This window comes from Synechococcus sp. A10-1-5-1 (assembly GCF_023115425.1).
Classification (GTDB): domain Bacteria; phylum Cyanobacteriota; class Cyanobacteriia; order PCC-6307; family Cyanobiaceae; genus Vulcanococcus.
Map to the genome: position 1 here is coordinate 1945104 of NZ_CP096032.1, position 13658 is coordinate 1958761.

Here is a 13658-nt window from a genome sequence, read left to right on the forward strand (position 1 = left end):
TCTCTAGGAGCAGCTCTGCTCCACCAAGAGCACCAAGCTGCGGCTTCTCAAGGTCTGTGCTGAACCGCTCCAGGGTTGGGGGGCTGCTGGCGCAGCATCGGCTTCAGCGGTGTTGATGAGTTGGAGCCAACCGCTACTGCCCTTGGGGACTTCGAAGCTCAGGTCCTCTGAGTAGGCGTTCATGCCGCACCAGATCAGGGGACCGCGCTGGCCATCATTCAGGCTCCAGGCCAGGGTGTGGGACCAGCTGGCCCAATCCGGTTGTCCGAGCTTGGGGCCGTGCCACTGCCGAGTGAGATGTCCTGGCTGATCGAAGCGAGTGGACTTGGCTTCGGCGTGGGGCACCTCCGGATTGAATAAATCAGCCCACCTGTGGCGGATCTGAATCAGGCGCTGAAGGAACTCTTTTAAAGCGAGATCCTCAGTGTCCGGCATCCAATGCATCCAACCGAGGATGTTGTTCTGGCACCAGGTGTTGTTGTTCCCGCCTTGGCTGCGGCGCACTTCATCGCCCATAAGCAGCATCGGCACCCCAGGGGAGAGCAGCAGCGTGGCTAGCAGGTTCCGCACTTGCCGATTTCTCAGGGCCTGGATCTCGGGATCACTGCAGGGCCCCTCGGCGCCGTGATTCCAATTGTTGTTGTGGTTATCCCCGTCGCGGTTGTCCTCGCCGTTGGCAAGGTTGTGCTTGCCGCCGTAGCTCACCAGATCATTCAGGGTGTAGCCGTCATGGGCGGTCAGGAAGGTGATGCTGCGCCCCAGGACCGCCGGTTGGCCGCCGAAGAGATCGGGACTTCCGCTCAGCCGTTGTCCCATCGCCCAGCAACTTTTCTCATCCCCTTTCCAGAAGCGTCGGACGTCATCGCGGAAGCGACCATTCCAGCTGCCGATGCGCCTCGCTGGAAAATCAGCCAGGCGATAGAGCCCGCCACAGTCCCATGGTTCGCTGACCAGCTTCAGATCGGAGAGCTCTGGATCGGCTTCGATCTCTTCAAACAGCGGAGGTTTGTCCAGCGGAGCGAGTTCTTCACCGCGGCTCAGGGCGATGCCGAGGTCGAAGCGGAAGCCATCGACCCCGAGCTCTAGGGCCCAACAGCGCATGGATTCCAGAATCAAGCGCCGCACCAGGGGGCGGTTCGCGGCGATGGAGTTGCCGCAGCCGCTGACATCCAGGTAGTCGCCTTTGGCATTCTGGTGGTAGTAGAGCCGATCATCGATCCCGCGCCAGCTCAGGGTGGGGCCCGCCTGGTTGCCCTCGCAGGTGTGGTTGTAAACCACATCCACCAGCACCTCGAGACCGGCCTGATGGCACGCGGTCACCAGTTGACGCACCTGATGGCGGATCTGCAGTGGATCGTCTCCCTGCTGGTAGCCGTGATGGGGTGCCAGCCAACTCAGGGGGCTGTAGCCCCAGTAGTTCATCCGCCCCTCGGGAGCGTCATGGGGATCGAAGGCCATCACCGGCAGCAGTTCGATCGTCGTGATCCCAAGTCCCTTGAGGTAGGGAATCAGTTCGATTAATCCCAGATAGGTCCCCTGCGCCTCCTGGCTGACGGGGCTGCCCTGGCCGCGGCTAAAGCCGCCCACGTGCAATTCATAGATGAGGGTTCGCTGCCAGCTGTGGCGCGGTCTCGGAGCAGCGCGGAAATCAAAGCGATCCCGTTCGGTGACGACCCCCTTGAGGCACTTCGCCGTGTTCGGCATTCCTCCGAGGGCATCGACACGCTTGTAGACGTCCCACCCCGCGATGGCACGGGCGCAGGGATCCAAGAGCAACTTCGAGGGGTTGTACCCGTGTTGGCCCGGTTGCAGGGGGCCAAAGACCCGGTAGGCATAGCAGCAGCCGATGCCGACGCCCTCCACCTCGACATGCCAGATGTCGCCTGAGCGGTGCGCGCTGTGGAGCTCAATCGTCTGCTCCGGTTCGCTGGCGCTCCCGTCGCGAAACAGCAGCAGTTCAATTCTGCTGGCACTGGGGGCGGCCAGTGAAAAGTTCACCCCCCTGGGTGTGGCTTGCGCCCCTAGGGGCCAGGGCTGTCCGAGGTGGATCGAAGCCAACGGATCCTGCGGGCTGCTGCCACAAGCTAAAGGTGGTCGAGCGGATGTGGCCTGCCATGAGTGAGGAGAACCCCAAGCTGGCTGCATCAGGTTCGGTCTTTGCCGAGCCCTTGCCAGAAGGGCGTCCGCCTCGCCAGGTGTTGGAGAACCTCTGGTTGTTTGCCCCCAACCGCGACACCCTCGGGGGCTCAGCCTGGTGGCTTGAGACCCCGGAGTTGCCGGAATGCTCCGGCCTTCTGATCGACTGCCCGGGTCTGAACCAGGCCAACCTCGCTTTCCTCCAGCAGCGCGGCCCAGGCCGCATGGTGTTGACCAGTCGTGATGGCCATGGCCGCACCCGACGTTTTCAAGAAGAGCTGCAGTGGCCGGTCTCCCTGCAGGAGCAGGAGGCCTACCTGTTACCCACCGTGACCGGACTCGAGCCCTTCGCGTCAGAGCACTGCCTGGGCCGCGGTTACAGCCTGCGCTGGACCCCTGGTCCTACCCCCGGTAGTGCCGTGCTGCTTGCCGATACGGCGTTCCATGGCGGTCCGTTGTTGTTCAGCGGGCGGCTGCTCAGTCCCGTTGCTGCGGGTGAGGCCCGTCCGTTGCGCACCCGCCGATCGTTTCATTGGAGCCGCTGGTTGCGCAGCCTTGAGGCCTTGCAGCTCTGGTTGCCGCGTTCAACTCCCGTTGGCTTGGCCAGTGGGGCTGGCTTGGGAGCGCTGCGCGGAGAGGCGTTGATTGCCGATGTTCAGAAGCAGTTGGAGACCCTGGACTGGGCTGCCCTGCGGTGCCAAGAACCCATCTAGCGGGCTGCTCGCGGGGGCACAAAACCGCCCGAAAGCGCTGATTTCGGCAGCAAATGTGGCAAAAACGGTATGGGAAAAGGGGTTTTGAGGTTGCCGCCCCTTGCCAACCCCCATACCATTGGCGCGCTGAAACCAGTGGTGGCGGGGCTTTATCACTCCGCCCTGCTGCTACTGAGCCCAGAGGCTTCCATCCCGATGAACAAAGCTGACCTCGTCAATCTCGTGGCTGCTCGCACCGAGTTGACCAAGACCGACGTGGCCCAGGTGGTCGACGCGGCTATCGACACCATCATCGATTCGGTTGTCGAAGGCAAAAAAGTGTCGATCCTGGGCTTCGGCTCCTTTGAGCCCCGCGAGCGTTCTGCCCGTCAAGGCCTGAACCCCAAGACCGGCCAGAAGATCAAAATTCCTGCCAAGCGCGTCCCTGCCTTCACCGCCGGCAAGCTGTTCAAGGATCGCGTTCAAGGCTGATCCAGCAGCTACGTCTATGCCCGTCTCACGCGGCGTAGAGCAGAGGGCGACCTTCGGGTCGCCCTTTCGCGTGTTGGGGTCCTAGCGCTTGTCCATGGCCGCCTTGCTACCCACCCACCTCAGGACCCTGCAGGCCGAGGTTGCTGATCTGCGGGCAACGGCTCGCCGGGGTCGCTACGCGCCCTCCCCCACGGGGCGACTTCACTTGGGCAACCTCCGTACGGCCTTGCTCTCGTGGTTGATCACCCGGCTGCAGGGCGGGGAGTGGTTGCTGCGGATTGACGATCTCGATACTCCGCGCAATCGTCCGGGCGCTGAGGCCAGCATTCAAGACGACCTGCGCTGGCTGGGTTTGTTCTGGGATGGCCCGGTGCTGCGCCAAAGCGAGCGTCGCGGTCTCTACGCCTCTGTCCTGTCGGCGCTGCGTCGTAGCGGTCAGTTGTATCCCTGCCGTTGCAGCCGCCGGATGTTGGCTGATGTCTCAGCTCCCCACGGCCGATCGGGGGTCTATCCCGGTTTCTGCAGATCCCTCACTCCGCATTGGGGCCTGAAGGATCGACGGCTGCCGAGCTGGCGTCTGCGTTTGGAGCCGGGCTCGCTCCAGTGGCAGGAGCAGCTGGGCCCTGAGGGCTGCTTAGACGCTCTTAGGGAGGTGGGTGATGTGGTCCTGCGCCGGGCTGACGGCTTCTTGGCGTATCACCTGGCGACCGCGGTGGATGAGTGGGCCCTGGGTATCAGTGATGTCGTCCGTGGCCTTGATCTTTGGCCGGCCACGGGTCCTCAGGTCGCTGTTCTTGAACAACTGGGCGTCGATCCGCCGCGTTACTGGCACCTCCCCCTCTGGATGGATGCCCAGGGCCAGCGCTTGTCCAAAAGAGACGGGGGGCTGGGGCTCGCGCTTTGGCAGGACCAAGGCCTGAGCCCAGATGTAGCGATCGGCCGCCTGGCTGCCTCACTGGAGCTGGTGCCCGCGGGAGCCAAGCTCAGCGCTGAAGAGCTTCTGCAGCAGAGTCAGTTGGAGCGCCTGCGGCGGCTCTTGCGCCAGCCCCAGGTCGTGTCTTTTGGGGTCGAGTCTTAATGATCCCTTCGGGATCGAACCCCCTTGCCGCGACCAAAGTGAACCCATCACTAGGAGCGGCCCATGGCCAGGTCCGAGGAGCGGGGGGACATGACTGAGAAACAGGGTTCTCAGCCCTGTCCCAGTTGTGGTGGCAGCGGGATTCAGCGCACCCAAGCTGCCGGCTATCGCACCTGCTTGCAGTGCGTGGGCCAGGGCACTCTTCTGTTGATCAGCGCTTCGACTTCTGCCGCCAGATGAAGAACGCTGCAGTCGCGACAACCACCAACAAGGGTGTGGCAGTCAGCAAGAGCAGAGCAACGGAGGTCCAGTCGGTGTACATCGCGGCGAAGGCGCAAGCGGCGCCCATCCTCTCAGGCGCTCTGCTCGTTCTGAACTGTTGTTTCTTCCCTGCTTTGGCCCGCTCTGGGGTGGTCTTCGATGACTGCCAGCCCACGCCCGATGGAGGCGTGACCTGCGATACCCGGCCGACGGGAAACACCCTTTTGGATGACGAGGCGGCCCGCTACGGCCTCTTCAATGAAGCCAGTCCCGGCTGGGCTGAATTTGACCCCTACCAGGGCTATGACGACATGTTTGGCGGGAACGAAACCTGATTAGCCCCAGCTGAGACCACGCTCAGACCAGTGAGCCCCCGCCGAGCTCTCTAGCTTTGGGGGGATTCTGTGGCGAACGCGTCGTGCTGCACTTTTGGTCGCCGAATCTCGATCCAGAGCACGGCCGCAATGGCCTGCACCCTGAGCGCTATGTCCTGCGCTTGGTCGACGGCCAGGGCTTTTTGGCGATCGGGACGGATGGTCAATCCTTGGTCGTGGTGAGCTCTGCCGCTGAGGCCCATCAGTTTCATGTGCATGAGGTGGCCGTGGGGGCCGCCCAGGAACTCAATGCAGAAGGCCGCGGTCCCCTCGACGTGGTGAAACTCGAGGAGGCTCCGTAGGATCCGCCGCATCTTGAGTTCGCTGAGCCAGCCCCTGATGGAGCTCACCTACCGCCCCCGCCGCCTGCGCCGTTCCCCTGCCCTGCGGGCCATGGTGCGGGAGACCTCCCTCAGCCCCGCCGATTTCATCTATCCACTGTTTGTTCACGAGGGGGCCAGCAATGAGCCGATCGGCGCCATGCCCGGCTGTCAGCGTTGGAGCCTTGATGGGCTGGTGCAGGAAGTTGGTCGTGCCTGGGAGCTGGGGATCCGTTGCGTGGTCCTCTTCCCCAAGGTGGCCGATGGCCTGAAGACTGAAGACGGGGCCGAGTGCTTTAACGAAGGAGGACTGATCCCCCGGGCGATCCGCCGCCTGAAGGAGGTCCATCCCGGGATGGCGATCATGACCGACGTCGCCCTGGACCCCTATTCCTGCGACGGCCATGACGGGATCGTCAGCGGTGAAGGGGTGGTGCTGAACGACGAAACCGTGGCGCTTCTCTGTAAACAGGCCGTCGCTCAAGCCCGCGCTGGTGCTGATCTGATTGGTCCCAGCGACATGATGGATGGCCGTGTCGGCGCTATCCGCGAAGCCCTCGATGAGGAAGGCTTCGAGCACGTCGGCATCATTAGCTATACGGCGAAATACGCCTCGGCGTACTACGGCCCCTTCCGCGAAGCCCTGGATTCAGCACCACGCGCTGTGGCCAGCAAGCCCATCCCCAAGGACAAGTCCACCTATCAGATGGATCCGGCCAACGCCCGCGAAGCCATCACCGAGGCCCAGCTCGATGAGCAAGAGGGCGCCGACATCATGATGGTCAAGCCCGGTCTGGCCTACCTCGACATCATTCACCGCCTCCGGGAGGAGAGTGAATTGCCGATTGCGGCTTACAACGTCAGTGGCGAGTACGCCATGGTCAAGGCGGCCGCCGAGAAGGGCTGGATTGATGAGCGTGCCGTGGTGCTCGAAACCCTGCTTTGCTTCAAGCGCGCTGGTGCTGACCTGATCCTCACGTATCACGCCTGTGATGCAGCTCAGTGGATGCGCCAGGGCTGAAGCCGGCTCTGATCGCAAGCACTTCGGGGCAACCTCCCTAGGGTTATCGGGTTGACCGCGGGCTGCCGCGATGGGGCTGCGCGCGTTACGCCACCTTCTGCTCGCCATTGCCGTTCTCCTGCCGGTCTGTGCTGGTGCGCGCGAACAAAACATCCCGCCGGCGCTGCTGCCGCTGGTCAAGAGTTTTGAGGCCTATGCCCGGGACCTCGATCGCCTGGATGGGGTCCTGAAGCTCGCCCCAGCGGATGTTCCCGCCGCCCAGGTCACACCAGAGCTGCTGCAACAGCTGCGCCCCCCGCCGCCCGGAGCCTTGCCGGCCCAAGTGGAAGCCGTTGCCGTTGAGCAGCGGCTGCGGCTGGATCTCCAGCAGGTCATCGCTGTGGCGGTGCAGAACGATCCGGTGTTGCAGGAGCAGATCGCCCGCGTGCAGGAGCAGCAGGGCTGGTTGAAGTCGGTCCGTGGTCGGCTCTACCCGATCCTGGGACTGAACATTGGCGGCGGCTACAGCCAGCAGAAGGTGGGCAGCCTCGCCTGGCAGGGCAACGAGAGCATTTACGGCGTTGATTCCGCCTTCTATGTCCCCACAGGCGGGTGGGCGCGCACCCAGACCAATGTCGGGGATGGATTTGCCCTGCTTCAGCTCGACTACGAGCTGCTGAGCTTCGAGCGCAACGCTGCCCTCGCTGAAGTCAAGGCGGAGCTCCAGGCCTCCCAGCAGCGCTACGGCAACCGCCTGCGGCAGCTGCAGCTCAATGTGAGTGAGGCCTACTACCAGCTGCAACTGGCTGACCAGTTGCGCCGCATTCGTCAGGTCGTCGTCGACAACGACACCGTCATCTACGACCAGGTCATGGCGATGAAGATCGCTGGCCTGGTGCCCCGGGTGGATCTCTTGCGTGCTGAGGCGATGCTTCAGCAGAGTCGATTTCGCCTGCAGCAGGCCGACGCCCTGCGGCTAGGACAGCAGCGGCGCCTGAGCAATCTGGTCAATGCACCCTTCCAGATCACCCTGGAGGCGAGCGAGGCCGTCCGCCTCCAGCCGCCCTGGCCGTTGGACCTGCAACAGACCATCGTCCGAGGCTTCCAGGACAACCCCCAGCTCGAGGCCCTGCAATCAGCCCGTACAGCGTTGCTGCGTCAGGCGGATCGCCGGGCTGCAGAGTTGCTGCCGCGGCTCGGGTTGTTTGCTACGGGTGGCTACCTGGCGGCCCAGTCCACCTCGCCCTTGGTGGATCTGCAGGGCTGCTGCAAGGGTCCGGCCTACATCCCAGGTCTGAATGCACAGAGTGGGGAATGGGCCGCTGGGGTGAGGCTCAATTGGCGCCTCTTCGATGCAGGCATCACCTCTGGGGCGGTGGCTGCAAGCCGCGCGGCGGCGGGCCGCACTCTGCAAATGGAGGCGGCTGAGCGCAATGCGATTCGCCAACGCCTCGAATCGGCTTATTACGACCATCGCGCAGCCCTCAGCCAGATCATTGCGGCGAATGCTTCCTTCAGGGCCGCTCGTGAGGCCTACCGCGATAGTCGCGCCCGCTTTGAGTTCGGCCTGGCGGATTACACCGACCTGGCGGACACGATTCGGTCACTGACGACGGCCATGGAGCAGCAGGCCGAAGCGATGACCTTGGCCAATGTCAGCTATGCCCAGTTGCTGCGGGAGTTGTTGCCTGTTCCCACCACGCTTGATGCGCCGGTGAGCTTGCCGATCACTTTGTCGGCCGCGCAGGATTGATCAGCGTGTTCACCGTCGCATGGGAGGTCGCTCCCGCACGCAGGGGGTGGCGGCTGTTCTGCTCCATCAGGATTCGCACCGGGAAGCGCTGCGGCACCTTCACCCAGTTGCCCGTCGCGTTCTGTGGCGGCAGCAGGGAGTAGTAGGCGCCACTGCCCGAGCTGATGTTGATGACCCGGCCCTTGAAGGTCACCCCCGGATACATGTCGAGCTGCACCTTGGCGGGCATCCCATCGCGGATCCGGTGGATTTGGGTCTCGAGATAGTTGGCGTCCACCCACCAGTGGTTGTTGTCCACGAGGGTGAACATGGCCTGACCTGGTTTGACATATTGACCAGTGCGAATTGAGAAGTTGTTGCTGACATATCCGTCCATCGGCGCGTAGTAGCGGGTGTAGTTCAAGTTGACCTTGGCGTTGCCCAGCGCGGCTCTGAGGGCGCGGATGTTGGCTTCCTGCTCACCGATCTGTTTCTCCAATCGGCTGATGTCGAGGTTGGCGCCCCTGACCTTGGCTCGTGCTTCGAGTTTCGCGGCTTGAAATTCCTGCTCCTTCTCTAAGGAGACCACCTGTTGCTGTTGGAGGTAGGCGTAACGCTGCTGGTTCAGGTCAATCAGCCATTGGCTGGCCTGTTGGTCCTTTAGGGCTTGCTTGGCCTGCAGGCGCTGTTGCTCAAGGGCTTCTTTCTGGGCGATGGCGGCATCGAGTTGATGCTGTTGTTGATCGACACTCAGTTGAAAGGGAAGCGGGACGATCTCATAGAGCAGCTGCCCCTCTTTCACGAAGGCATTGGGCTCAGTATTGACCGTTTTGATGTAGCCCTCCACGTAGGGAGAGACGGTCACTGTGTAGGCGTGGACATAGGCGTCGTCGGTGTAGGGGAAGAAGTAGCCGTGGATGAAGTACGAGGCGAGGCTGGTCGCCACCAGCCCGATGGCCCCACCGGCGATCAGGCGGGTGCGCTGTTTCTTGCGGGCGGCCTCTTCAGGGCTGACGACCTTGCTCTCCCCTGCGGGTTGTGCCGCTGATGCGCTCACGCCCGGCTCGCCTCACTATTTGCGGAGGCTAGGGCTGTTCTTTCGTTTTGGCTGGTGCTGTGGCCTGGGGGCTTCGGTGGAGCTGGGGCAGCACGCAGAGCACCAGCAGGACGAGCCCCACCATGGTGGCGATGTTGATGAAGTTCACCACTTCGGCCTGTTGGGCGATGGCTTTGTTGAGCACCTCAAGGGAGCCTTGGGACCAGAGGTTGCCGCTGATCCCCATGGGTTGCCCGTTCAAGGGTTCTTGGAAGGTCTCGAGCCCCCAGTTGGATCCGTAGATCTGTTCTCGAAACCGTTCCCAACTGCCTTGGGTGCTGACGGTGCGGATGGCGGAACTCACACCGCCAGAGAGGGCCTTGGAGATGTTCGTGCAGAAGAACAGCACGGAGCTGGCGCTGGTCATCAGTTCCGACGGCATCGTCGAGAACGACATCTGAATCTCGAGGCAATTGATCAGGGCGAAGCAGATCCCCACGAGGATCAATTGCAGGGTGACGTTGCTGTTGCTCTGCTGGGCTGAGGTGTAAGCCATCCAGAGCGCCGTCAACGCAAAGGTGAAGATCGCTGCCGAGCAGAGTTTCTTTTTGGCGGGGATGGTGGCGGCAATGAGATGGGGGCTGGCCCCCGGAGTGACCATCAGGCCCGTGAGGACCGCCGCAACGACAAAGGGCAGAAAGGACCAGGCGTAGTTCTCAATGGTGTTGTTGACGACAACCATCAAGAAGCGCGGGACGATCGCAAAGACCATGAACAGAAAGAACATCACGGAGCTCAGGTTCACGGCACTCACGCAGTAATTGATGTCCTGAAAGATCTTGAGGTTGATCAGTTTGGGGACCGTGGCCACGCGCCAGCCAAAGAGCCCGAGCAACAGCAATGAGCTCCAGAGCATCACCACATAGATCCCGCTGCTGAACCACTCCCGTTGGTTCCCCACCACCAGCGAGAGGCTCAGGAGCCCAAAGCCACCGGCCATCAGCCCATAGCCCAGCCAGTCGATCTCCGCTTTCGGGTCGCCCGGGGTCGCGGGCATCAACCGCAGGATCACGGCGACTGCGGCCAGGGCCGCCAGGCCCAGACCGGCGTAGAGCGTCCGCCAACTGAGATACCAGGTGACGAAGGCAGAGAGTGGAATGCCGATGGTGGAGCCCGTCACCAAGGCCAGAGCCACCAATCCCTTGCCCATGGGCGTGTATTTCTCCCCCAGTTGCCCGCCCAGGTAGCCCCCTGCTGCCGCCGGGATCACCCCGGCTCCGAGTCCCTGCAGTACGCGCATCGCGATGAACAGCTGCGGATCGGTCGCGACGGAGCTGAGCAGGCAGGCGATGCCGAAGACCCCAGGCCCAACCGTGGCGATGGCCTTGGCCCCGACCCGCTCTTTCAGGCTGCCCAAAAGGGGCATGATCAAGGCGGCTGGCACCAGAAAGGCCACTTGAAACCAAACCGCGAGATAGGGCGTGCCTCCCACATCGCCGCTGACATACATGTGGGCGGGCACACCGATGGAGTCGGTGGAGAAAAACACCAGCTCCAGCGCCAGAAAGCAGATCGCCACCACCCCGCGATTGGTGGCCCAGAGGCTGCTGGTCAAGGGGGTCGATCGGTGCTCGCCCAGTGTTGCCACGCCAGCCGGGGCCTGCACGACAGAGAATGGAGCTAATGCCAACGGATGCCATGGCCGTCTCCCATCGCCTTGGCCATGTCGCCCTGCGGGTGCAGGACATGGAGCGGGCCAAGCGCTTTTATCTCGACTTAGGTCTGCGGCTGACCTGGGAAGCCGACGACTGGTGCTACGTCCAGTGGCCCACCGGAGAGGGCATCGCTCTGCTCAGCCCGGACTACAAGGCAGCGGGCCCCCACTTCGCCTTTCACGTCCAGAAGCGCTCCGAAGTGGACCAGGTGCGTGAGCAGCTGCTGGCGAAGGGGCACGCCTGCGGCCCGGTCCATGACCACCGCGACGGCACGGCCTCCTTCTACATGCAGGATCCAGAGGGGAACTGGTTGGAGATGCTCTATGAGCCCGCCGGAGGGCTGCCCTCCAATATCGGAGCTGAGCCGATTCCTCTGACCTACTCGTGACGGCTGAGCTGCACGCCCCAATCCAACAGGAGGCCCTGGATCTGCTGGAGTGGCCGCGCCTCGCCCAGCACGTCTCCAGCTTTGCCAGCACCAGTGCCGGTCGCATAGTGGCGGCCCAGCTGCCCCTGGCCAAGACCCGCCAGCAGAGTGTGGGCTGGTTGGCTGAGACGACCGAGCTGCTAGCGCTCGATGGTCTGATCGAAGGGGGGCTGAGCTTTCAGGGGGCCGCTGATCTGGACCACACCCTGCAGCTCTGTGCCAAGGGGGGCGTGGCGAGCGGTGATGACCTCTTGGCCGTGGCCACAACCTTGGCGGCGGCCCGGCGCCTGCGTCGTCAGATCGATGATCCTGAGCTCCGGCCGGTGACGACAGCCCTGGTGGAGCCCCTGCGCACCCTCCCGGAGCTGGAGCAGCGCCTGCGCTTCTGCATTGAAGACGGAGGGCGGGTGGCAGATCGCGCCAGCCCTCCCCTCTCCGGACTGCGCCGTCAGCTGGCGTCGGTGCGGATGGAACGCCGTGACCGTCTCAATGAGCTGATTCGCCGCTACGCCGCGCTGCTGCAAGACAACGTGGTGGCTGAGCGCAATGGTCGGCCGGTCCTGGCGGTCAAGGCTGGTGTCGGCAGTCAGTTGCCAGGCCTTGTGCATGACAGTTCCGCCTCGGGGAACACTGTCTTCATTGAGCCTCAGGCGGTGATTCCCCTGGGCAATCGGATCCGTCAACTCGAAGGGGAGGAGCGCGAGGCAGAACGGGCGGTTCTCCGAGAACTCAGCGCCTTGGTGGGGGAAGAGCAGCCGGCGCTCGAACACCTTCAGCAGGTTCTGATTCAGTTGGATCTGGCCTTGGCCCGGGCCCGCTACAGCGCCTGGCTGGGGGCGGTGCGACCGGAGCTGGAAGCGGATCCCCTGGCGCCGCTTCAGCTGGAAGGCCTGCGTCATCCCCTCTTGCTCTGGCAAGAACGCCGCCAAGGCGGCCAAGCGGTGGTTCCCGTCAGCGTTCGCGTGGACACCAGCCTTCGGGTGGTGGCGATCACCGGTCCCAACACCGGTGGCAAGACGGTGACCCTGAAAAGCGTGGGGCTGGCGGTGCTCATGGCGCGGGCCGGCCTGTTCTTGCCCTGCAAGGGGTCTCCGCGGTTGCCCTGGTGTCAGCAGGTCCTCGCTGACATTGGCGACGAGCAGTCGCTGCAGCAGAACCTCTCCACCTTCAGTGGCCATGTGCGCCGAATCGCTCGGATTCTCGAGGCCCTGCCTGCCGCCGGCAGTGATCTGGCGACCCAGCCCGGAGCCCAGCTGGTGCTCCTCGATGAGGTGGGGGCCGGTACTGATCCCACCGAGGGAACCGCGCTGGCCATCGCCCTGCTCAAGCAATTGGCGGACCGTGCCCGGTTGACGATCGCCACGACCCACTTCGGGGAGCTCAAAGCGCTGAAGTACGACGACCCGCGCTTTGAGAACGCCTCCGTCGCCTTCGATGTCGAGAGCCTCTCGCCGACCTATCACCTGCAATGGGGGATCCCGGGGCGCAGCAACGCCCTGGCCATTGCTACGCGACTGGGCTTGGACGGCAGCGTCTTGGAGGCCGCGCAGGCCCTGCTGGCCCCCCGGGGAGAGGGTGAGCTCAATCAGGTCATTGCCGGGCTGGAAAGCCAACGGCAACGCCAGCAGGACGCGGCGGAAGAGGCGGCTTCGCTGCTGGCCCGCACCGAGCTGCTGCACGAAGAGCTCCTGCAGCGCTGGCAGCAGCAGAAGGAGCAGAGCGCAGAGCTCCAGGAGCAGCGTCGACAGCAACTGGAGCGCTCGATCCGCGATGGCCAAAAGGAGGTGCGCCGCATCATTCGGCGCCTGCGTCATGGCCGCGGCAATGACAGCAGCGAACTTGGAGAATCAGCGCGTCGGGCTGGGCAAAAGCTTAAGCAGCTCGAGCAGCAGCATCGCCCGCTACCCGAGCGCCGGGACCACAAGGGTTGGCTCCCCAAGGTTGGCGATCGCGTTCGGGTCCTCTCCCTGGGCAAGGCCGGCGAGGTCCTCTCCCTCAGTGAAGGCGGCCGCGAGCTCAGCGTCCGCTGTGGGGTGATGCGCCTCAACCTTGAGCTCTCCGCCATTGAGGGTCTGCAGGGTGAGAAGCCGGCTCCGCCCGAGGCCCAGGTGGCGATCCGCAGTCGCCGCAATCCCGCCAGCCGGGGGCCGGAGGTGCGCACCGAGCGCAACACCATTGATGTGCGGGGGATGCGGGTGCATGAAGCCGAGGCCGCCGTGGAGGAACACCTGCGCGGAGCCAATGGCCCGGTTTGGGTGATCCACGGAATCGGGACCGGCAAGCTCAAGAGAGGACTGAGGGAATGGCTCTCCAGCGTTCCCTATGTGGAGCGGGTCACCGATGCCGCCCAGGGCGATGGCGGCCAGGGCTGCAGTGTGATCTGGGTGAGGTAACG

Annotated in this window: 12 protein-coding genes; 9 read left to right on the forward strand and 3 right to left on the reverse strand. The window is 63.7% G+C overall.

Annotated elements, in window-relative coordinates:
• Positions 1 to 3: 3 nt before the first annotated feature.
• Positions 4 to 2058: a glycogen-debranching protein gene (locus tag MY494_RS10435; RefSeq protein WP_247910186.1), complete on the reverse strand. Its 2055-nt coding sequence runs from the start codon at positions 2056 to 2058 to the stop codon at positions 4 to 6.
• A gap of 56 nt (positions 2059 to 2114) precedes the next feature.
• On the opposite strand from MY494_RS10435, the gene MY494_RS10440 reads away from it, so the two are divergent.
• The 7 genes from MY494_RS10440 to MY494_RS10470 all read left to right on the forward strand — a co-directional run bounded on the left by MY494_RS10440 (position 2115) and on the right by MY494_RS10470 (position 8106).
• Positions 2115 to 2849, forward strand: a complete 735-nt coding sequence (locus tag MY494_RS10440; protein ID WP_247910187.1) for an MBL fold metallo-hydrolase — start codon at positions 2115 to 2117, stop codon at positions 2847 to 2849.
• Positions 2850 to 3044: 195 nt separating this feature from the next.
• Entirely contained in the window at positions 3045 to 3320 is a 276-nt protein-coding gene (locus tag MY494_RS10445) for an HU family DNA-binding protein (RefSeq protein WP_010315164.1), read from the forward strand.
• Between the two features lie 94 nt (positions 3321 to 3414).
• Positions 3415 to 4398, forward strand: a complete 984-nt coding sequence (gene gluQRS / locus MY494_RS10450; RefSeq protein WP_247910188.1) for a tRNA glutamyl-Q(34) synthetase GluQRS — start codon at positions 3415 to 3417, stop codon at positions 4396 to 4398.
• Positions 4399 to 4712: 314 nt separating this feature from the next.
• Positions 4713 to 4994 carry a hypothetical protein gene (locus MY494_RS10455; RefSeq protein ID WP_247910189.1) on the forward strand — a complete coding sequence of 94 codons (282 nt, stop codon included), beginning with the start codon at positions 4713 to 4715 and terminating at the stop codon, positions 4992 to 4994.
• A gap of 83 nt (positions 4995 to 5077) precedes the next feature.
• Entirely contained in the window at positions 5078 to 5335 is a 258-nt protein-coding gene (locus MY494_RS10460; RefSeq protein WP_247910190.1) for a hypothetical protein, read from the forward strand.
• A gap of 37 nt (positions 5336 to 5372) precedes the next feature.
• A complete protein-coding gene (gene hemB / locus MY494_RS10465; protein ID WP_247912025.1) occupies positions 5373 to 6374 on the forward strand; it encodes a porphobilinogen synthase in 1002 nt (333 codons plus the stop codon).
• 70 nt (positions 6375 to 6444) lie between these two features.
• Entirely contained in the window at positions 6445 to 8106 is a 1662-nt protein-coding gene (locus MY494_RS10470; RefSeq protein ID WP_247910191.1) for a TolC family protein, read from the forward strand.
• Here the strand turns inward: MY494_RS10470 and MY494_RS10475 are convergent.
• Positions 8081 to 9142: an HlyD family secretion protein gene (locus MY494_RS10475; protein WP_247910192.1), complete on the reverse strand. Its 1062-nt coding sequence runs from the start codon at positions 9140 to 9142 to the stop codon at positions 8081 to 8083. The two genes, MY494_RS10470 and MY494_RS10475, sit on opposite strands and share 26 nt — an antisense overlap.
• A gap of 28 nt (positions 9143 to 9170) precedes the next feature.
• Positions 9171 to 10736, reverse strand: a complete 1566-nt coding sequence (locus MY494_RS10480) for an MFS transporter (RefSeq protein WP_247910193.1) — start codon at positions 10734 to 10736, stop codon at positions 9171 to 9173.
• A gap of 83 nt (positions 10737 to 10819) precedes the next feature.
• On the opposite strand from MY494_RS10480, the gene MY494_RS10485 reads away from it, so the two are divergent.
• Both MY494_RS10485 and MY494_RS10490 read left to right on the forward strand, forming a co-directional pair.
• On the forward strand, positions 10820 to 11224 hold the full coding sequence (locus tag MY494_RS10485; protein ID WP_247910194.1) for a VOC family protein: 405 nt from the start codon (positions 10820 to 10822) through the stop codon (positions 11222 to 11224).
• On the forward strand, positions 11221 to 13656 hold the full coding sequence (locus MY494_RS10490; RefSeq protein ID WP_247910195.1) for an endonuclease MutS2: 2436 nt from the start codon (positions 11221 to 11223) through the stop codon (positions 13654 to 13656). The genes MY494_RS10485 and MY494_RS10490 overlap by 4 nt, the downstream gene beginning before the upstream one ends.
• Positions 13657 to 13658 lie beyond the last annotated feature (2 nt).